This is a genomic window from Hansschlegelia sp. (genome assembly GCF_035538955.1).
GTDB lineage: Bacteria > Pseudomonadota > Alphaproteobacteria > Rhizobiales > Methylopilaceae > Methylopila.
The window spans coordinates 330504-350492 of the sequence record NZ_DATLJK010000014.1; the positions used below are offsets into that span (position 1 = coordinate 330504).

At 68.4% G+C, this 19989-nt stretch carries 15 protein-coding genes and 1 tRNA gene; 7 read left to right on the plus strand and 9 right to left on the minus strand.

Annotated elements, in window-relative coordinates; all coding sequences use genetic code 11:
• The first annotated feature begins 2 nt into the window (after positions 1 to 2).
• The 4 genes from rnr (at position 3) to xth (ending at position 4693) form a co-directional block, all read left to right on the plus strand.
• Positions 3 to 2360 (plus strand): ribonuclease R, encoded by a 2358-nt coding sequence (rnr, locus tag VM780_RS10985; RefSeq protein WP_325447313.1) that lies wholly within the window; start codon positions 3 to 5, stop codon positions 2358 to 2360.
• Positions 2357 to 2809, plus strand: a complete 453-nt coding sequence (locus tag VM780_RS10990; protein WP_325447314.1) for a DUF983 domain-containing protein — start codon at positions 2357 to 2359, stop codon at positions 2807 to 2809. The genes rnr and VM780_RS10990 overlap by 4 nt, the downstream gene beginning before the upstream one ends.
• Positions 2806 to 3540, plus strand: a complete 735-nt coding sequence (locus VM780_RS10995) for an NUDIX hydrolase (protein ID WP_325447315.1) — start codon at positions 2806 to 2808, stop codon at positions 3538 to 3540. Before VM780_RS10990 ends, VM780_RS10995 begins: the two co-directional genes overlap by 4 nt.
• 370 nt (positions 3541 to 3910) lie before the next feature.
• Positions 3911 to 4693, plus strand: a complete 783-nt coding sequence (gene xth, locus VM780_RS11000; protein ID WP_325447316.1) for an exodeoxyribonuclease III — start codon at positions 3911 to 3913, stop codon at positions 4691 to 4693.
• Between the two features lie 148 nt (positions 4694 to 4841).
• Here the strand turns inward: xth and VM780_RS11005 are convergent, their stop codons facing one another.
• The 8 genes from VM780_RS11005 to VM780_RS11040 form a co-directional block, all read right to left on the minus strand.
• Positions 4842 to 5651, minus strand: a complete 810-nt coding sequence (locus VM780_RS11005) for a tetratricopeptide repeat protein (RefSeq protein ID WP_325447589.1) — start codon at positions 5649 to 5651, stop codon at positions 4842 to 4844.
• On the minus strand, positions 5638 to 7362 hold the full coding sequence (gene ilvD, locus VM780_RS11010) for a dihydroxy-acid dehydratase (protein ID WP_325447317.1): 1725 nt from the start codon (positions 7360 to 7362) through the stop codon (positions 5638 to 5640). The genes VM780_RS11005 and ilvD overlap by 14 nt, the downstream gene beginning before the upstream one ends.
• Positions 7363 to 7621: 259 nt before the next feature.
• A complete protein-coding gene (locus tag VM780_RS11015; RefSeq protein WP_325447318.1) occupies positions 7622 to 8896 on the minus strand; it encodes a glycosyltransferase in 1275 nt (424 codons plus the stop codon).
• An 88-nt stretch (positions 8897 to 8984) separates the two neighbouring features.
• Positions 8985 to 10541: a glucan biosynthesis protein G gene (locus tag VM780_RS11020; RefSeq protein WP_325447319.1), complete on the minus strand. Its 1557-nt coding sequence runs from the start codon at positions 10539 to 10541 to the stop codon at positions 8985 to 8987.
• 101 nt (positions 10542 to 10642) lie between these two features.
• Complete coding sequence (locus tag VM780_RS11025) at positions 10643 to 13351, minus strand: valine--tRNA ligase (RefSeq protein ID WP_325447320.1); 2709 nt, start codon at positions 13349 to 13351, stop codon at positions 10643 to 10645.
• Between the two features lie 101 nt (positions 13352 to 13452).
• Positions 13453 to 14112 (minus strand): DUF2497 domain-containing protein, encoded by a 660-nt coding sequence (locus tag VM780_RS11030; protein WP_325447321.1) that lies wholly within the window; start codon positions 14110 to 14112, stop codon positions 13453 to 13455.
• Between the two features lie 153 nt (positions 14113 to 14265).
• Positions 14266 to 15696, minus strand: coding sequence for a TolC family outer membrane protein (locus VM780_RS11035; RefSeq protein ID WP_325447322.1), 1431 nt, complete (start codon positions 15694 to 15696; stop codon positions 14266 to 14268).
• A 168-nt stretch (positions 15697 to 15864) separates the two neighbouring features.
• A complete protein-coding gene (locus tag VM780_RS11040) occupies positions 15865 to 16515 on the minus strand; it encodes a protein-L-isoaspartate O-methyltransferase (RefSeq protein ID WP_325447323.1) in 651 nt (216 codons plus the stop codon).
• A 182-nt stretch (positions 16516 to 16697) separates the two neighbouring features.
• Between VM780_RS11040 and VM780_RS11045 the strand changes: the two genes are divergently transcribed.
• From VM780_RS11045 to VM780_RS11055, 3 genes are all read left to right on the plus strand, one after another.
• Positions 16698 to 16771 (plus strand) — tRNA-Cys (locus VM780_RS11045).
• A 169-nt stretch (positions 16772 to 16940) separates the two neighbouring features.
• Positions 16941 to 17441 (plus strand): RDD family protein, encoded by a 501-nt coding sequence (locus tag VM780_RS11050; protein ID WP_325447324.1) that lies wholly within the window; start codon positions 16941 to 16943, stop codon positions 17439 to 17441.
• A gap of 88 nt (positions 17442 to 17529) precedes the next feature.
• Positions 17530 to 18282, plus strand: a complete 753-nt coding sequence (locus VM780_RS11055) for an arginyltransferase (RefSeq protein ID WP_325447325.1) — start codon at positions 17530 to 17532, stop codon at positions 18280 to 18282.
• 3 nt (positions 18283 to 18285) lie between these two features.
• Here the strand turns inward: VM780_RS11055 and VM780_RS11060 are convergent, their stop codons facing one another.
• Positions 18286 to 19857, minus strand: a complete 1572-nt coding sequence (locus tag VM780_RS11060; RefSeq protein WP_325447326.1) for an acyl-CoA synthetase — start codon at positions 19855 to 19857, stop codon at positions 18286 to 18288.
• Between the last annotated feature and the right edge of the window lie 132 nt (positions 19858 to 19989).

Sequence of the window (19989 nt, forward strand, 5' to 3'; positions counted from 1 at the left end):
CCTTGGCCCGTCCGCCCGCACGTAAGTCCAAGCCGAAGCCCGCCCCGGCAGCCGCGACCGGGCCGCTCCCGTCCCGCGAGGAGCTCGTCGCCTTCATCGCTTCAGAGGGCGGCAAGGTCGGCAAGCGCGAGATCGCGCGCGCGTTCCGGATCACCGGCGCCGATCGCGTCGAGCTCAAGCGCATGCTGCACGAGCTGCAGGACGAGGGCGTCGTCGCTCGGAAGGGCAAACGGCTGGCGCGCGCCGGCGTGCTGCCGTCGGTGGTGCTCGCCGATGTGGTCGGCCGCGACCGCGACGGAGAGCTGCTCGCGGAGCCCGCCGAGTGGGACGAGGACGAGCATGGCGCCGCGCCGAAGATCTTGGTCGATCCGCTCCCGTCCCGCGGCCGCAAGCCGGGGCTTGCTCCAGGGATCGGCGATCGGGTCCTGATCCGCGCCGAGCCGCTTGAAGAGGCCGAGCAAGGCGGCCCGAGCCACCACGGCCGCGTCATCAAGGTGCTGTCGAAGCAGTCAGCGCGGGTGCTCGGTATTTTCCGTGTTCTGCCGGACGGCTCAGGCCGGCTCGTTCCCGTGGAGAAGCGTAACGCCGGCCGTGAGCTCGCGATCTCCGGCCCCGATTCCGGCGGCGCGACGGACGGCGATCTGGTCTCCGCCGACATCATCAAGGAGGGCCGCTACGGTCTCCCGGCCGCCCGGGTGCGCGAGCGGCTCGGCTCGCTCAAGAGCGAGCGCGCGGTCAGCCTGATCGCGATCCACGCCCACCAGATTCCGCATGTCTTTCCGGCAGCAGCGCTGGCGGAGGCGGAAGCCGCGCCGGCCGCGTCGCTGCGCAGCCGCGAGGACTGGCGGCAGGTTCCGCTCATCACCATCGATCCGGCGGACGCCAAGGATCATGACGACGCCGTGCACGCGGAGCCCGATCCGGATCCCGCGAACCCAGGTGGGCACATCGTGACGGTCGCGATCGCAGATGTGGCGGCCTATGTGCATCCCGGCTCCGCACTCGACCGAGAGGCGCTTGAGCGCGGCAACTCGGTCTACTTCCCGGACCGCGTGGTTCCGATGCTGCCGGAGCGCATCTCCAACGACCTCTGCTCGTTGCGCGAAAAGGAAAGTCGCCCTGCCCTCGCCGTCCGGATGTGGATCGGCAAGGACGGCCGCAAGCTTCGGCACTCATTCCACCGCGTGATGATGCGGTCGGCCGCCAAGCTCTCCTACAGCCAGGCGCAGGCCGCGATCGACGGCGCGCCCGATGACGCCACAGGACCGCTGCTGGAGCCGGTGCTGAGGCCGCTCTGGGCCGCCTATGCGGCTCTCAAAGCGGCGCGGGACGCTCGCGGTCCGCTCGACCTTGACCTGCCCGAGCGCAAGCTGGTGCTGAAGCCGGACGGCACGGTCGACCGCGTGATCGTGCCGCCCCGGCTCGACGCCCACCGCCTGATCGAAGAATTCATGATCCAGGCGAACGTCGCCGCGGCCGAGACCCTCGAGGCGCGCCGTACGCCGCTGGTCTACCGCGTCCACGACGCGCCCTCGCTGGAGAAGCTCGAGGCGCTGCGCGAGTTGCTCAAGACGCTCGACATCGACTTCGCGCAATCCGGCAATCTCCGACCGATGCACTTCAACCGCATCCTGGCGCGGACTGCCGAGTCCGAAAGCGCGAGTCTCATCAATGAGGTGGTGCTGCGCACGCAGGCGCAGGCGGAATATGCGGCCGAAAACTACGGCCATTTCGGCCTCAATCTGCGCCGCTACGCCCATTTCACCTCACCCATCCGACGCTACGCCGACCTGATCGTCCATCGCGCGCTGATCCGCGCGCTCGATCTCGGATCGGACGGCCTGCCCGACAGCGCCACGACCGAGACGCTGGGAGAAATCGGCGCACGGATTTCGGCGGCCGAGCGCCGTGCGATGGCGGCCGAACGCGAGACCGTGGATCGGCTGATCGCGCACTTCCTCGCCGACCATGTCGGCGCGAGCTTCACCGGGCGGATCGCGGGCGTGACGCGTTCCGGCCTTTTCGTAAAGCTGGACGAGACCGGCGCCGACGGCTTCGTGCCGGCGTCGACGCTCGGCGCGGACTATTTCGCGCATGACGAGGCCGCTCGGGCGCTCGTCGGCGAGCGGACCGGCGAAACCTACCGGCTCGGCGATACGGTTGAGGTCAAGCTCGTGGAGGCGGCGCCCGTCGCGGGCGCGCTGCGCTTCGAGATGCTGTCCGAGGGGCGGCAAGGGCGGCCGCTCGGCCGCGGCAAGCGCGGGGCGCGGCGTACCGCCGCCGCCGACTCCAGGAAGGCCGCGCGGGGCCGGAAGGTCGGACGCGAGACGCGCGGCGCGAAAGGCAAGGGATCCCGATGAGCTTCGAGGTTAAGACGGCTCCGGACGACGCCGCTGCCCCGCCGCGCCTGATTGGTCGCTCAATGCTCCGCGGAGCGCTGTGCCGGTGCCCGGCCTGCGGCCGCGGCCGGATGTTCCGAGCCTATCTGAAGGTCGCCGACGCCTGCGGGGTCTGTGGCGAGGAGTTGCGCCACCAGCGCGCCGACGACGCGCCGCCCTACGTGGTGATCTTCATCGTCGGCCACATCATCGTGGGGCTGATCCTGAGCGTCGAGGTCGCTTACCAGCCGCCCGTGTGGCTGCACATGGCTCTTTGGCTGCCGCTGACCCTGATCCTCTCGCTCGCCCTGCTGCCGCCCGTCAAAGGCGCGCTCGTCGGCCTCCAATGGGCGCTGAGGATGCACGGCTTCGGCGGCGAGGAAGATGGCCTGCCGGGCGACGGCGGCCTCCGCCCCACGCCGCACAATTGAGCGCCGGGTCCCATTCGGCCGAGGACCTTCGGCCAGAACAGCCCTCTGCGAAGCCCCGGCTACCGATCCGGGACGCGGCGACGCTCATCCTGCTCGACCGTTCAGGCGCAGAGCCCAAGTTCCTCATGGGCCGCCGCCACCACGCGGTGCGGTTCATGCCAGGCAAGTATGTGTTCCCCGGCGGGCGGGTCGAAGCTCAGGACGGCCGCGTCAACGTCGCCGGCACATACGCGCCCCATGTCGAGCGCAGGCTCCAGACGCGCGTCGCGCGGCCGTCGATCACGCGCGCACGGGCCTATGGCCTCGCCGCAATCCGCGAACTCGCGGAAGAGACGGGGCTGCTGATCGGCGAAGCGGATATGGACGGCTTCCACGTCCGCAGCGATTCCTGGACGACCTTCGCCGACGCCCGCGTCTTTCCGTCGCTCGAGGGGCTCCACCTGGTGGCGCGTGCGATCACGCCGCCGGGCCGCCCTCGCCGCTTCGACACCCGCTTCTTCGCCGCCGATCTTTCACTCGTCTCGGCCACCAGGCCTGACGTGATCCACCCGGAGGCGGAACTGGTCGAGCTGGTTTGGGTCACCTTCGGCGAAGCGCGTGCGCTTGATCTGCCGGCGATCACCAGCAGGGTTCTCGATGATCTGGCGAAACGGCTGGACGACGGGCTGGAGCGTGACCTGCCTACCCCGTTTTACCGCGAAGGCTCGGCTTCAGAACGAGAGCTGATCTAGGAGGCATCGCGCATGATGGCGCGGCGAAGGCTTCCGCTGCTGCGGATTTCGCCATCGTCCGCCCATTTTCGCGGCTGTTATGTGGTTGAGTTTGTGACATTCGCCCGCAGCCGGCGTCTTCGTGGACATGACCCGACGATCGGCTTTTCCGATCGTGCGAGTGACAAGCGCCTGCGTCGTTTCGCGCGGTCCGAATTTCGATCGCAGTACTGGAAAAATCGCGTCGGAAAGGCGAGATAATCGTCAGCGACGGACGGTTTGCGCTTTCTGTCGTTTGCCCTCCTTGGGCGTTTCCTCCCTAGACTTAGGCCGCTCGCCTCGCGAGCGGCCTTTTTTTCGTCTATCGCATTGCTGTGCGGAGAGGGACATCGTGCAGATCGCCACCTGGAACGTGAACTCGGTCAAGACGCGCCTCGAGGCGCTGCTGAGGTGGCTCGACGAGGCCAGGCCGGATCTGGTGTGCCTGCAGGAGATCAAGTGCGTCGACGACGCCTTTCCGCGGGCGGAGATCGAGGCGGCGGGCTACAACGCCGCCGTCCACGGGCAGAAATCCTACAACGGCGTCGCCATCCTCTCCCGCTATCCGCTCGAGGACGTCCATGTGCGGCTCGGCGGCGACGAACAGGACGAGCATGCGCGCTTCATTGAGACAGTGGTCTCGACCGAAGGCGGCGTCGTTCGGCTCGGAGGCCTCTACCTGCCGAACGGCAACCCTGCGGACTCGCCGAAGTACGATTACAAGCTCGCCTGGATGGAGCGGCTGCGCGCGCACGCCGCTGAACGGCTGGCGAACGAGGAAATTTTTGTGCTCGCCGGCGACTTCAACGTCATCCCGGCGCCCGAGGACGCGAAGCGCCCGGCGGCGTGGGTTCATGACGCGCTGTTTCTGCCCCAGACGCGCGCGGCGTGGCGACGTCTGCTCGCCCTCGGCATGACCGATGCGCTGCGCGCCTGCGACGATGCGGCGGGCCTCTTCACCTTCTGGGATTATCAGGCCGGCGCCTGGCAGAAGAACGACGGCATCCGCATCGACCATCTGCTGCTCTCGCCGCAGGCGGCCGACCGGCTCGTCGGCGTCCGCATCGACAAGCATGTCCGGGCCTGGGAGCGGCCATCGGACCATGTGCCGGTGGTGGTCGAGCTGGCGATCTGATCGGCGACGAAGACGTTCCGGGGCCGCGCAGGGCGTCTGCTCCAGCCGCGTGACACCAAGCGTGCCCCAACTTCGATTCCGCCGCCGCTCTATAGCCAGAAGCCGCCCGCGCCTGCTGCGCTGGAGGCGTCGCGACCAGGCCGCGCGGCTACTCGCGGTCCTTTTTCCAGGCCGTCACGTAGCTCTGAGCCGTCTCCTGCTCGTCCGGCGAAGCCTGCGCGACTGCCTGGCCGTAAAGGTCAGCGATCCATTTCTGGCTGCCGCCGGCCGCGTCGTTGGCGAGCATGAGCCACATCAGGCCGCGGGCCCGCTGGCGCGGCACCTCAAGGCCGTTGAACAGCATGTGGCCCAGCACCGCCTGCGCCTCACGCTGCCCCTTGTTCGCCGCGAGCCCGAGCCAGCGGGCCGCCTGCCGCGGGTCTTTTTCCCCGTCCGGCCCGTCGATATACATCCGGGCCAGATTGTACTGGGCGTCCGGGTCGCCGAAATACGACGCCGCATAGGCGAACATTTCGCGGGCGCGGGCCGGATCCGAGCGGATCGGGCTGTTCGGAACGCCGTCGAGGTAATAGTTGCCGAGCGCGACGAAGGAGTTGGCGACAAACCGCGCCTGCATGGTGCCCGGCGCGTCGTCGGCGTGGGCGTTGGCCACCTGGCTGAAGTAGTCGAACGCTTTTACGTCGTCCCGGTCGACCCCGTCGCCCTCCGCGTACATGCGGGCGAGCTTCCATTGGGCCATCGCGTGCCCACGCTTCGCGGCGTCGAGCAGCGAGGTCACCGCCGTCGCCTTGTCGCCCGCGATGTAGGCGCGCGCGCCGGTCTGGAAGGCCTCGAACGGCGAAGGCTGCTCGTTCTTGGAGCTCGTCGGCGCGCCGTCGAAAGCCTGCGCAGCGCCAGCGGCGCCGAACAGCGCGACCAGAGCCACCGCGATGGCGGCTACTCGATCAGACATCGGCATAGGAGCGCCGCTCATACTTGCCGCCCGGATGGGTCACGGCGCCGAAGCGCGCGGGACCCACGCCCTGGCCATATTTCCACAGCGCTCCGGAGCCGAAGCCATTGTCGCGCGGCCGCCATTCCAGCCGGCGCGCATCGAGCTCCTCGTCCGTGAGCGCGACCTCGATCGACCCGGCCACCGCGTCGATGGTGATCACGTCGCCGTCGCGGATAAGGCCAATCGGCCCGCCGACGGCGGCTTCCGGCCCGACATGGCCGACGCAGAAACCACGCGTCGCCCCCGAAAACCGGCCGTCCGTGATGAGCGCCACTTTGTCGCCCATCCCCTGGCCGTAGAGCGCGGCCGTCGTCGCGAGCATCTCGCGCATGCCGGGGCCGCCCTTCGGGCCTTCGTAGCGGATGACCAGCACCTCGCCTTCCTTGTAGGTCCGATTGGAGACAGCCTCGAAGCAGGCCTCCTCGCTGTCGAAGCAGCGCGCCGGGCCGGAGAAGCGCTGTTGCTTCATCCCCGCGACCTTCACGATCGCGCCGTCCGGAGCGAGGTTGCCGCGCAGCCCGACCACGCCGCCGGTCTTGGTCAGCGGCCGGTCAGCCGGCAGAACGACATCCTGGTCGGCGTTCCAGCGAACCTTCTCCATGTTCTCGGCGATCGTGCGTCCAGTTACGGTGATGCAGTCGCCATGAAGAAAACCGTGGTCCAACAGAGTCTTCATAAGCAGCGGCACGCCGCCAACTTCGAATAGATCTTTGGCGACATAACGACCGCCGGGCTTCAAATCCGCCACATATGGGGTCCGCCGGAAGATCTCGGCGACGTCGAACAGGTCGAACTCGATCCCGGCTTCATGAGCGATGGCCGACAGGTGAAGAGCGGCGTTGGTCGATCCGCCAGAGGCCGCCACGACCGTGGCCGCGTTCTCGAGCGCCTTGCGGGTGACGATGTCGCGCGGGCGGATGTTGCGGGCGATCAGATCCATGATCATCTCGCCGGCCGCCATGCAGAACCGGTCACGGATCTCGTAAGGCGCGGGCGCGCCAGCCGAGTACGGCAGCGCGAGGCCGATCGCCTCGGAGACCGTCGCCATGGTGTTGGCGGTGAACTGCGCGCCGCAGGCGCCGGCGGACGGGCACGCCGCCTGCTCGATCTCGTCGAGGTCTTCGTCCGATATGGCGTGAACGGAGTGCTTGCCGACCGCCTCGAACACGTCCTGGACCGTGATCTGCTGGCCGCGATAGGAGCCCGGCAGGATCGAGCCGCCATAGATGAAGATCGACGGCACGTTGAGGCGGACCATCGCCATCATCATGCCCGGCAGCGACTTGTCGCAGCCCGCGAGGCCGACGAGCGCGTCGTAGCAGTGGCCGCGCATGGTGAGCTCGACGGAGTCGGCGATCACGTCGCGGGACGCCAGCGAGGACTTCATGCCCTCGTGGCCCATGGCGATGCCGTCGGTGACGGTGATGGTGCAGAATTCGCGCGGCGTGCCGTTCGCCGCCGCGACGCCCTTCTTCACCGCCTGCGCCTGGCGCATCAGGGAGATGTTGCAGGGCGCGGCCTCGTTCCAGCACGAGGCGACGCCGACCAGCGGCTGATGGATCTGCGCCTTCGTCAGGCCCATCGCATAAAGGTATGAGCGATGGGGAGCGCGCGCCGGACCCTCGGTCACATGACGGCTGGGCAGTTTCGACTTGTCGAAGACGTTCGCGTCCATTCCGCCCCAATCCCTTGGGGCGAGACACGCCCCATACGCACGCTCAGCGGAGCGGACCGACGAAGGCGCTGGTTGACGCCGATGTCCGAACGCACGCGGCCTGCCGCTGCTGAACGCTTTGGTCCCCCGACCGTCTCAAGACGAGACTGCGTTCTCAGGCAGCAGGTTACCCCCGAAATAGTTGGGGCTTTGTGGCTGAATGGCGGCGAATTGGGCGGCGTGCGCGAAAGCGCGGCGCTCTGTTCTATTTATGTTGCTCTTATGCCACGGAAGACTCGGCCGGGCGCAACGAACCATTCACCGTATTCTGTCCGGCGAGACCGTCAATCAAGGCAAGCTGGCGCGGCAGACAGACCCGCTCGAGATCGTAGTTCTCGACCGCGAACGCACGTGCGGCGCGACCGAGCGCGCCGAGCCGCTCCCGCTCAGCCAGGCTTTCCACCACGAGCTCAGAGAGACCTGCCACGTCGAAGAAATCGAACAGCCGTCCGGTGATCCCGTCTGCGATGACCTCGCGCACCGGCGGCGTGTCCGACGCCACGATCAGGCATTCCGCCGCCATGGCTTCCAGCAGCGACCAGGACAGCACGAAGGGATAGGTCAGGTAGACGTGGCAGGACGACACCTGCAGCATCGCGATGAAGTCGGGCTTCGGGATGTTGCCGACGAAGTGGACGCGGCCGACGTCGAGCCGGTCGCGCACCTCGTCGAGGAAGATGTCCTTCCAGGTTTTGCCCTCCGGCGCGCGGCGCCCGTAGGACACGCCGTCGCCCCCGACGATCACGACCTGCGCGTGCGGCCTCCGCTTCAGGATCTCCGGCAGCGCGCGCATGAAGACATGGTAGCCGCGATAGGGCTCGAGCTGACGGTTCACGAAAGTGATGACTTCGTCGCGCGGCCTGAGCGTCAGGTTGGTTCCGGGGATCGCGAAGCGCGCGTTCGGCTTCGGGCAGGCGGCGGCGGTGTCCACGCCGTCATGGATCACCTTGATCTTGTCCCACAGAAACTGAGGGTGCTGGCGCTTCTGCCAGTCGGTCGGCGAGAGGCCGAGATCGGCTGCTGCGAGCGAGGTCAGCATAGCGGCGTTCTTGGTCCTCACCGGCAGCGCCGATCGCAGCCCGGCCTCCGGGAATTCCGGATCGAAGCCGACGTCCGCCCCGCTGAAATTGTAGAAGAACTCGCTGTAGACGAGATGGCGCGCGTTGGGGAACAGATCCCGCGCGAACAGCGTCTCTCCCCAGCCGGAGTGGCCGACCACCACCGCCGGGTCGCAGCCCGCCTCGCGCTTCAGCCGCTGCATGGCGCTGGCCGAGAGCTCGCCGCGCACCACGTCCGCCACGAAGCGCTCGGCGAGCGGGTGGCCTGCGCGCGGCGGAGAGGCGGGCGTCCTGTAAGTCGCCAGAGTGACGCCGGGACGGGGACGCGCGGTCGGCCCGCCGGCGGCGAAGACCCTGACGCCGGGCCGACGGGCGAGCGCCCGCGACGTGTGGATGAACTGCCCCGGGAAGTTGTTGTGAATGAACAGGACGTCCAAGGCGGCCCCCTGCCCCCGAGGCCGAAAGGATCGATCGCGAGGGCAGCGTTGTCAAAGCCTCGGCGACTGAGGCCTTAGCAGTGGGAGCTCAGTCCCTCCGCGTCCAGGGAAAGACCCATGCTTCCGTGATCACACGGTCGCCGACCTTCAGCAGCGCCCTGAGCTCCGCCGACGTGTTCGGCTGCTCGATCTCGTGATCGAGGAACAGGCGAAAGCCGCGTATCTCCGGATTGGGCACCACATAAGCGGCGTTGATCTTCCCGACGCTGGCGCGGGTGTCGGTCACCACCCGCTTCGGCTCGTCGAGCCAATACGCCAACTCGCCCCCGGCGAAATCGACGATGAAGCGCCGCACATGGGGAGGCCCCGGGTTCGGGTCGCCGGAGGCGCGCGCCTCCGTCACGAAGGTATGCACCGCGTGGGCCTCGGGCGTCAGCCGCTCGGCGAGCTTCAGGGCGCGCAGCCCGTATGAAAATCGCAGCGACTCGCCGGCTTTCGGCGGCGTCTCCGGAACCCAATAGGCGACGACGTTGTCGAACGTCTCGTTGTCGGTCGGCAGTTCGACCAGCTCGACCCGTCCTGCGCCCCAGCCGCCTTCAGAGTCGACCCAGTAGCTCGGCCGGAGATCGTAGCGGACCTCCAGATCCTGGTAGTCCTCAAACAGCCGGTCGCGCTGCAGCAGACCGAAGCCTTGGACCGACGGATCCGAAAAGGCGCTTTTTTGCAGCGCGTCCGGGTTCACCAGCGGACGCCAGGTCCAGCCGGAATCGCCGCGCACCAGAAGACCGTCGGAATCGTGAACTTCCGGCCGGAAGCCGCGATACTGGCGACGGTCGTTCTCGCCGTAGAAGAACATAGTGGTGAGCGGCGCCACGCCGAGCTTCGGAATGTCGCGCCGCGGGAACAGGGTCGAGCCGACCGCGACCGTAGTCTCCTCCCCCGGGGTGATGACCATCCGGTAAGAGCCCGTGAGCGACGGGCCGTCGAGCAGCGCGTGGATCACGATAGCGCTGGCGCCGGGCGCTGGCTCCTCGATCCAGAACTCCCGGAACATCGGAAATTCCTCGGGCTCAGCTTCGCCGGTGCCGATCGCGATGCCTCTCGCGGAGAGCCCGTAATGCTGGCCCGCGCCGAGGAACCGGAAATAGCTGGCTCCCAGGAAGACGGCGAGCTCGTCCATGACGGTCGGCCGGTTGAGCGGAAACAGCAGCCGCAGACCTGCAAAGCCGAAGTCGATCGGCAGCCTGTCCTTCACCTTCGTCTCGCCGAAATCGAACAGCGAGGCGTCATACGGGATCGGAGCCGCGACGCCCTCGCGCACGAGGTTCACCACCACCGGCGCCTTGTAGAGGAAGCCGAGGTGGAACAGCTCCATCCGGAAATCGCTGCGGCCCTTGGCGAAGAACGCCTTTTCGCGCCGAAACCGAATGGCGCGATAGGCATCGAACGAGAGCTCGTCGAGCGTCTTCGGAAGATCGGACCGCGGCGGCTGATAGGGATGCGCCGCGAGCTGGCGCGCCCGTTCGATGACGATGCCGTGGTCGAAGTCGAGCGGGCTCGTCTGGCCGCGCGCCGCAACAGGCGCAAGCAACGCAGCCCCGCCCGCGCCAAACAGCGCAACTGCCTCACGACGATTGATGATCACCGGCTGGAGTCCCCCCGCACACCCTTCGCGGCGGATTCTAAGGCGAAAGCCGGAGGTTTCGAGGCGGAGGCGCGTCGCTGCGCGCCTCCAATCGCGCTCCGTCACCCGCCGAGCTGCTTCAGCGCCGCCTCGATCTTGGCCAGCCGGTCCTGATAGCCCGCGCGCTTCTCACGCTCGCCCTCGACGACGTCCTCCGGCGCGCGTGCGACGAAGCTTTCGTTCGAGAGCTTCCCGTCGATGCGTTTGATCTCGCCGAAGGTCTTCTCGCGCTCCTTAGCGAGCCGGGTCCGTTCCGCTGCAATGTCGACCACGCCGCCGAGCGGAACGGCGACGACCGTGCCGCGCACAAGAAGCTGGATCGCCTCGCCGGGCGCCGTTTCGGCGAAGGAGACGTTCGACACCCGTGCGATGCGGGCGAGCGTCGGCGCGGCGCGCTCGGCGCGCGCCTGGAGCTCCCGGTCGGCCCCGACCAGCACGAGAGGCAGCGTCGCCGCCGGCGGCACGCCCATTTCAGCGCGGGCGGAGCGAAGCTCCGTCACGAGCTCCACCAGCCAGCCGATCTCCGACTCGCTCTCCGCGTCGCCCAAACCTTCGAGATCGGGCCATGCCGACAGAACAAGCAGGCTGTTCCGTCCGCCCTCGCCTGCCCTTGCGGCCCAGAGCTCCTCTGTCACGAAAGGCATGAACGGGTGCAGCAGCTTCGCGGACTGGTCGAGGATGAAGGCGAGCGTCGCGCGCGTCTCGGCGGCCTCCTCCTCGCTGCCGCCCTGCCCCTGCAGAACGGGCTTCGCCAGCTCGACATACCAGTCGCAGACGACGTTCCAGACGAAGCGGTAAACCGAGGCCGCGGCGTCATTGAAGCGGTAGGCCTCGATGGCCGCGGTCGTGTCGGCGGTCGCCCGCGCGGCCTCGCCGAGGATCCAGCGATTGAGAATGGTCTTGGCGGACCGCGGATCGAAGCCCTCCACCGGGGCCGAGCCGTTCATCTCGGCGAAGCGCGAGGCGTTCCAGAGCTTGGTCGCGAAGTTGCGGTAGCCCTCGACGCGCGACTTGGCGAGCTTGATGTCGCGCCCCTGCGCCGCCATCGCCGCAAGCGTAAAGCGCAGCGCGTCCGCCCCATAGGCGTCGACCAACTCTATCGGATCGATGACGTTGCCCTTCGACTTCGACATCTTGGCCCCCTTCTCGTCACGGACGAGGGCGTGGATGTAGACGTCGCGGAACGGGACCTCCTCCATGACGTAGAGGCCCATCATCATCATCCGGGCCACCCAGAAGAAGATGATGTCGAAGCCGGTGACGAGGGCGGCGTTCGGGTAATAGGTCTTGAGCTCCGGCGTCTCGTCCGGCCAGCCGAGCGTCGAGAACGGCCAGAGTGCGGAGGAGAACCAGGTGTCGAGGACGTCCTCGTCGCGGGTGAGCGCAGTCGGCGCGCCATAATGCTTCTCGGCGGCGGCGAGCGCTTCGGCTTCCGTCTCCTCGACGAAGATCTCGCCGTCCGGGCCGAACCAGGCCGGGATCTGATGGCCCCACCAGAGCTGGCGCGAGACGCACCACGGCTGGATGTTCTCCATCCAGTCGAAATAGGTCTTCGACCAGTTCTCCGGGACGAAGCGCGTGCGGCCGTCGCGCACCGCGGAGATCGCGTCGACGGCGAGCCTTGCGGCGTCGACGTACCACTGATCGGTCAGGTAGGGCTCGATCACGACGCCCGAACGGTCGCCATGCGGCACCTGATGGACGTGCGGCTCGGTCTCGACCAGCAGGCCGAGCTCCTCCAGCAGCGCCAGCACGCGCTTGCGCGCGTCGGCGCGGTCCAGCCCGTCGAGCGACATCACGAGATCGAGGTCGAGCGTTTCCGGCGCGCCGTTCAGGAACGCTTCATTGCCGAGCAGGGTGAGGCGGCCGTCCGGCGTCAGCACGTTGATCAGCGGCAGGCCGTGGCGCTTGCCGACCTCAAAATCGTTGAAGTCGTGCGCCGGGGTGATCTTGACCGCGCCCGTGCCCTTTTCGGGATCGGAATAGGAGTCGGCGACGATCGGAATCCTGCGGCCGACGAGCGGCAGCACGACGTTCTTGCCGACAAGGTGCTTGTAGCGCTCGTCGTCGGGATGCACCGCGACCGCAGCGTCGCCGAGCATCGTCTCCGGCCGCGTGGTCGCGACGACGATCGACTCGTCGGAATCCTCGACGGGGTAGCGCAGGTGCCAGAGATGGCCCTTCACCTCCACCGACTGGACTTCGATGTCCGAGATCGCAGTGAGCAGCTTCGGGTCCCAGTTCACCAGCCGCTTGTCGCGGTAGATCAGCCCGTCCTTGTGAAGCCGGACGAACAGCTTGACGACGGCGCGCGAGAGGCCGTCGTCCATGGTGAAGCGCTCACGCGACCAGTCGCAGGAGGCGCCGAGCCGCTTGAGCTGCTTGAGGATCGTGCCGCCGGATTCGGCCTTCCACTCCCAGATGCGCTCGACGAATTTCTCGCGGCCCATGTCGCGCCGCCCGGGCTCGCCGCGCGCGCTGAGCTGGCGCTCGACGACCATCTGCGTAGCGATGCCGGCGTGGTCCATCCCCGGCTGCCAGAGCACATTCTTGCCGCGCATGCGCTCGAAGCGCACGAGAATGTCCTGCAGCGTGTCGTTGAGCGCGTGCCCCATGTGGAGCGAGCCGGTGACGTTCGGCGGCGGAATGACGATGCAATAGGGCTCGGCGCCCGGCTTCGCTCCGGCCCCTGCCTTGAATGCGCCCGCCTCATCCCACCGCGCGGCGATGCGCGGCTCGATCTCGGCCGGCGAATAGGTCTTCTCGAGCATTGGGGAACGCGCCTTGGGACGTGCGGGACTGAGAGCGCGCGTTGAAGCCCAGCCCCGTGGGGAGTGTCAATGTTGCGGCGAATGGAGACGCCGGTTCGGACCTATCGGCCGCCGCGGGCGACGCGCTCGATCTCGTTGCGCACCAGACGCTCGACCAGCGGCGGAAGATTGTCGTCGAGCCATTCGCGCAGCATCGGCCGGAGCATCTCCTTGACGATGTCGTCGAGCGTCCGGGCGTTGTTCGAGAGGATCGTGTTCGCAAGCGATCCGAACGCGTTGCTGACGGCGTCGTCCGCGCTGGCGGACAGCAGCCGCTCGGACGACTCGGACGGCCGCGATGCGGTCGCCCGATCCGCGGCCTTCGGCGCCGGTGAGGCCGCCGCCGACGGCTCAGGCCTCGGCTCCTCGGCCATGTCCTCGGTGAGCTCGAAGACGTCGAGATCGTCGGCCATTGCGAGCGGTTCCGGCCGCGGCTCCATCTGCCGTGGCGCGACCAGCTCCGGCTTTGGAGCCTTCGGCGCCGGCGCGTCGAACGACGCAAACATGGCGTCGATGTCGTCCTGTCCCAGCGGTTCTTCCGCCTCGGGCTCCGGCTCGGGCTCTGGCTCCGGCTGCCGGGCCGGCTCGGGCTTCGCGGCCGCCCTGGGCGACGCCTTCGGCGGCGTCATGGCCTGGGTCGGCTCGTCATCGGAAATGATACGGCGAATTGAGGCCAGGATTTCCTCCATCGTCGGCTCTTGAGCCTTCGCGGGCGTGCTCATGGTCTCTCCGTCGCTCTCAGAGCCGCCCCGGGCTGGCCGTCCGCTTATGCGCACGGCTCACGAATCACCCGAAGACGCCGACCCTTTGTTAACGGCGAGTATTGCACCAGCCGGCCGCTCCACAAGCGCGCCGGCGCGGTCGCCCACAGCTCCTCAGCGACCGTCCGGGGTGCGAAGCCCGGTCCACTTGTCGCGGACTTGGTCGTAATGGACGTTGGCGTCGTAGCTCGCCACGCTCAGCCCGAGCCTGCTGGCGGTCAGCCAGCCCACGGCGGACATCACCGCGTAAGCCGCGACCACGCGGTCGCGCTGCGCCTGGATCAAGGTGACGCGGGCGGTCAGCAGATCCTGCTGGGCGTTCAGGACGTCGAGCGTCGTCCGCTGGCCGACCTTGGCTTCTTCGCGAACGCCATTCAGCGCCGTCTGGGACGCCTGGATCTGCGCCTTCGCGGAGGCGATCTGGGCGGTGGCGGCCTGCAGCTGGCCCCAAGCCGAAACCGTCGCCTGGCGCACCTGATCGCGGGCGATGTCAGCCTCGATCCTCCGCTGGCCGGCGACTTCCTTGGCCTGTCGAACCTGCGAGGAGACCGACCCCGCCTGATAGATCGGGATCGTCATGCGGCCGACGATCGAACCGCTGGTCACGCGCGAGACGTTGGAGCTGTCATCGTAGCGCCGCTGGAACGCCGCTTCGAGCCCGACCGTCGGATAGAGCTGGCCCTCGACGACCCGGATCTGCAGGTTTGCCGCGTCGACGCCGTGGAACGCCGCCAGGACGGCAGGATGCTGCGCCTGGCTGAGATTGATCGCGTCGTTCAGGTTCTTCGGCAGCAGCCGGTCGATCGAGCGCGCCGGCTTCGGCCGGCCTATGTCGTCGCCGACCACCTGCCTGTAGGTCGCGCGGCTGGTGTTGAGCTGCGCTTCCGCCTGGCTGACCGCGGTATGCGCGCCCTCCACGGCGGCCTCGGCCTGGGCGGTGTCGGTCCGCGTCACCTCGCCGACCTGGAAACGCTCCCGAGCGGCCCGGAGCTCTTCCTTGAGCACGTCGACATTGTTCCGCCGGACGTCGAGGATCGCGTAGTCGCGCAGCACGTCCATATAGGCCTGCGCCGCGTCGAACAGCACGTTCTGCTCGGTGTTGCGGAGTTCTTCGCGCGCGCCGAGCACGTTGGATTCCGCAGTGCGAACCTGGTTCTGCGTGCGAAAACCGTTGAACAGGTTCTGGTCGGCCGTGAGGGCGACGCCGCGCGGCTGACCCGTGTTGGTCGTCTTGCTCTTGGGCACATTGATGCCAAGGAACTGCGAGGCGGGCGTAACCTGCTCGGTCCGCTGGACGCCGTAGTCGGCCGAGATGCCGATCGTCGGGCGATAACCGGACAGCGCCTGCGGCACCTGTTCGTCGGTCGCGCGCACGGCGGCGCGCTGGGCGTTCAGCGTCGGGCTTGAGCCGTAGGCGCGGGCGAGCGCCTGCTCGAGGGACTGGGCGCGCGCCGCCTGATCCGCCGGGACGGCGAACAGCAGCCCAAGCGCCACACTGGCGCACAAGGCGCCTGCGCGACGACGAAACGAGACGTTCGTCGACATTCTACACACCGGATTTCGAGCGCCGCTCGCGCCGGAAAGCTCCGTCGCTGCGCGGCATGACGCGACCCCGCTCCAGCGTAGCGGGGCGGTCTCCAGAGGGAAACCGGCGGAGGCTACCTTGGTCGAAAGACCGCGGCGGTGGCGCAAAGCGGCCACAGCCATCGCAGCTCAGAACGCAAAGGCCTCTGTCGGCTGAAAGCCAGGCAGCGCCGGTCCGTAGGCGTCGAAGAATTGCGCGCTTGCAAGCTTGCCCTGATGCGGGCGGAAGATTGTCGCCTTGGTCGCCGGCCCCATGCCAGCCGGCGCGACGATCCGCCCCGACGGCGTCAGTTGGTCCGCGAGGCGCTCGAGCCCGACCGAGACGGCGCCGTCGCAGAAGATCAGGTCGAACGGCGCCTCCTGAGGCGCGCCGGCGGTGAGATCGCCTTCGACGACAGTGACATTCGGCCGATCCGCCAGCCGCTCGCGGGCGCCGGCGACGAGAACCGGGTCGCATTCAAGACCGACCACACGGGCCGCAAGCTCCGCGAAGATCGCGACGCTGTAGCCAAGGCCGCAGCCGACCACGAGAACGGATTCATCCTCCTCCGGCGCCGCGAGCTGCACGAGCCGTGCGAGCGTCATCGGCTCGAGCATGGCGCGGCCGGGCGCGCCGAGCGGCGCGCGGATGTCCAGATAGGCGAGGTCCTCGCGGCCGCCGGGAACGAACTTCTCGCGCGGCACGCTCAGGAAGGCGGAGAGGACGCGGTGGTCGGTGACATCGGCGACCCGGATCTGGCCGTCGACCATGCCGTGCCTGAGACGCTCGAAATCGGTCATGAGCCTCGCGCTCCCACGCGGCGCCCGCCGGCCGCGCTGCCGCGCCTCTTCTGCGACAGGCGCGGCGCTGTGGCAAGCATCGGTCACCTGTGTTGCGGCCGGAGAGAGCGCAGGCTATGGAGAGCCCCCCATTCCGCGGAAGCAACGCCGAGGGACCTCAAAGCCCCCCGGCCCGCGCGCGAGGCCACGTGGCGGAATGGTTACGCAGAGGACTGCAAATCCTTGTATCCCGGTTCGATTCCGGGCGTGGCCTCCAGCTTCCCCTCTTCCGGCGGTGCGCTTTTCGTTCATTTCGAAGCCAGCGGCTCGGGGCCATGCGAGTCGGGCTGTGGCATCCGGCCTTCGCTGCGCTGGCCGCTTGCGGAGCGGCCGGACGCCCCCCAGATTCGAGGAGGTACTTCAGCCGCCCCCGGAGCCGACGCGAGATGCAGCCTGCGCCCCTCTCCCCGACCGCCGTTCCGCTGCGCGACAGCTGGGATCCTCTGGCCGAGCCGCGACTCTACGACGGGGTGCTCAGCCGCCGCGTGCTCGCCTTCTGCGTCGACTTCTGCGTGTTGCTGACCCTCACAGCGCTCGCGAGCGTCATCATCGGCGTGCTCGGCATCTTCACCTTCGGGCTCGCCTGGCTGCTCTACGGGATGGTGTTTCCGATCGTGGCGATTCTGTATTCCGGCGCGACGCTGGGCGGTGACCGCGCAGCCACGTGGGGAATGCGCCTGACGGGGCTGACGTGTCGACTGGCCGACGGCGCGCGGCCAGGCTTCGTGGTCGCGGCCGCGCATGTCGTGTTCCTTTATCTCTCGGTCTCCATCCTGACGCCGCTCGTGCTCGTCGTCGGCCTCTTCACACGCCGCAAGCAGTTGCTGCACGACCTCGTGCTCGGGACGCTGTTCGTCGACCGAGGGACGCTGGACCGGCTCACGTGAGCCGGTCTTGTCGGCCGCAACGCCGCTGATATCCTGATGGTCGGACTTGCGCCGCGGGCGGCACCGTGGCGAGTCTCGGGTACGCGCCTTGACCGCCCACGCTCGTGATACGCCGCAGTTCTACCTGACAGCGCCCTCGCCCTGTCCCTATCTGAAGGGCCAGTTCGAGCGAAAGGTCTTCACGCATCTGGTGGGCGACAAGGCCGCCAGCCTGAACGATCTGCTCACCCATGGCGGCTTTCGCCGCAGCCAGACCATCGCCTATCGGCCGGCCTGCGAGAGCTGCCGCGCATGCGTCTCGGTGCGGGTCTGCGTCAGCGACTTCGTGTGGACCAAGGCGTTCCGCCGCAACCGCGCGTTCAACCGCGACCTCGTCGGGCAGGAGATCGGCCTGCAGCCGACGTCGGAGCAGTATTCCCTGTTCCGGTCATATCTCGACCGCCGCCACGCTGACGGCGGCATGGTGGACATGACGGTGCTCGACTACGCCACCATGATCGAGGACAGCCACGTCCGGACGGGGCTCGTGGAATATCGCCGGCGCGGGCCGGACACGGCGATCAACGGGCGCGGCGCGGGTCCGTTGCTGGCGGTCGCGCTCGTCGACCGGCTCTCGGACGGCCTGTCGCTGGTCTACTCCTTCTATGATCCGGACGCTCGCGACCGCGGCCTCGGCACCCATGTGATCCTCGACCACGTGGCGCGCGCAAAGGCGCTCGGGCTGCCCTACCTCTATCTCGGCTATTGGGTCGATGGCTCGCCGAAGATGGATTACAAGCGCCGGTTCCGGCCGCAGGAATATCTCAGCGCCACCGGCTGGACGCGGCGCGCCGGAGAGTAGGCCTCACGCCCGCCGGGCGCCGCTCTCGATGGTGGACGCGAGCAGCCGCCGCTGGAGCTTGCCGTTCGGCGAACGGGGCAGCGCCTTGACGAAGTGGAACGCCTTCGGGCGCTTGTAGGAGGCGAGCCGCGCCTCGGCCTGCGCCGCAAGGCCGGCGGGATCGGCGACAAAGCCTTCCTTCAGCAAGACGAAGGCGGCGATGATCGAGAGATCCTCCCTGGCCCGCCATTCCGTGACGCCGATGTCGGCCACGCAAGGGTGGTCCGCCAACGCGGCCTCGACCTCTGCCGGCGAAACCCGGTAACCGAGCGCATTCATCACGTCGTCAGCCCGACCGTGGTGCCAGACATAGCCGTCGTCATCGATCGAGACGAGGTCGCCGCTGACGAACCATTCGCCGCGGGAGGCGGCCGCCTCCTCGTCCGCGCGCCGCCAGTAACCGAGCATCAGGCCTGGATCCGAGCGGTGGATCGCGAGCAGCCCCACCTGCCCGTGCGGCGACGGATCAGTCCCGCCTTCTTGCGGCAGGACAGCGATATGACGGCCAGGCTGCGGCTTGCCTGCGGAGCCCGCACGCGGCGGCGTGGCAGGTCCTGACGAGATGAAGGTCGAGATCTCGCTCATCCCGAAGGACTCGTAGAGCGGCTTGCCGGTTCTCTCGCGCCACTCGGCGAGAAGCGCCGGAGCGAGCGCTTCGCCGGCGGCGACGCCATGACGAAGCGTCGGCAGTTCGAGCCCCTCCGTCCAGCCGCGCTTCATGATCTGCCGGTAGACGCCCGGCGTCGCGGCGAAGATCGTTGCGCCGAGGGCGGCGATCAGCCGGGGCCAGGCGGCGGGGTCCGAGACGCCGCGCGCGAGCGCAGCCGTCGCGCCGCAGGACCACGGGTCGAGCACGCCGACGCCGAGCGTGTAGGTCCAGTTGAACGCGCCGGCATGCAGCATCACGTCGCCCGGCCGCAGACCCAGCCAGTGCTGGTGCATCGGCCGCCGCCCGAGCGCCACCCGGTGCGCGTGGAGCACGCCCTTGGGCCGGCCGGTGGTGCCGGAGGTGTAGACGAGATAGGCCGGATCCTCCGCAGCTGTCGCGGCGAAGTCGGCGAGCGGCGCAGCTTGCCTGAGGGCGGCGAGTTCGTCCGGGCGGAGCGCCAGCGCGCCGCCGAAGCCGCGCTCCGACACCGCGTCGCGCCCAAGCGCCACCACAGCCGCCTCGGCGTCCGCCGTCACAAAGCGCACGTCGTCGGTCGTCAGCATCATCGACGTCGGGACTGCGACATGGCCGGCGGCGATCACCGCAAAGAACAGCAGGACCGTGTCCACCTCGTTGCCCATCCGGATCACGATCCTGGAGCGTGGCGGCAGGTCGAGCCCGGCCAAACCGCCAGCCAGGCGCATGACCGCGTCCAGGACCTCGGCGAAAGTCATCCGAAGCGGCGCGCCGCCGTCCCCCTCGGCGATGATCAGCGCCGTCTGGCTTCCGCGGAGACGGGCGTTCTCGGCCAGGCAGTGGCGGGCGAGATTGAATGCGCCGCCGGTGGCGCTGGGATGATCAGGCGCTTCGGTTACGTCGGCTGACATGGCGGCCCTCTGGCTGGAGGGGCCATATACCGGCGGTCCGCTTCCCGCGCGCTCATGCTTTCGGCGCAGCCCACGCCGCCTAACCGTCGCTCGGGCCGCCAAAGGTCGTCTGCCGGCGGAGGCCCCAGGCGG

Excerpts from the sequence above, each read along its gene's own strand:
- VM780_RS11030 (WP_325447321.1), bottom strand. The coding sequence starts at position 14,112 with ATGAGCACGCCCGCGAAGGCTCAAGAGCCGACGATGGAGGAAATCCTG.
- ilvD (WP_325447317.1), bottom strand. The coding sequence starts at position 7,362 with ATGGACGCGAACGTCTTCGACAAGTCGAAACTGCCCAGCCGTCATGTG.
- VM780_RS10990 (WP_325447314.1), top strand. The coding sequence starts at position 2,357 with ATGAGCTTCGAGGTTAAGACGGCTCCGGACGACGCCGCTGCCCCGCCG.
- VM780_RS11060 (WP_325447326.1), bottom strand. The coding sequence starts at position 19,857 with ATGTCAGCCGACGTAACCGAAGCGCCTGATCATCCCAGCGCCACCGGC.
- VM780_RS11035 (WP_325447322.1), bottom strand. The coding sequence starts at position 15,696 with ATGTCGACGAACGTCTCGTTTCGTCGTCGCGCAGGCGCCTTGTGCGCC.
- VM780_RS11050 (WP_325447324.1), top strand. The coding sequence starts at position 16,941 with ATGCAGCCTGCGCCCCTCTCCCCGACCGCCGTTCCGCTGCGCGACAGC.
- VM780_RS11005 (WP_325447589.1), bottom strand. The coding sequence starts at position 5,651 with ATGCCGATGTCTGATCGAGTAGCCGCCATCGCGGTGGCTCTGGTCGCG.
- VM780_RS11025 (WP_325447320.1), bottom strand. The coding sequence starts at position 13,351 with ATGCTCGAGAAGACCTATTCGCCGGCCGAGATCGAGCCGCGCATCGCC.
- VM780_RS11040 (WP_325447323.1), bottom strand. The coding sequence starts at position 16,515 with ATGACCGATTTCGAGCGTCTCAGGCACGGCATGGTCGACGGCCAGATC.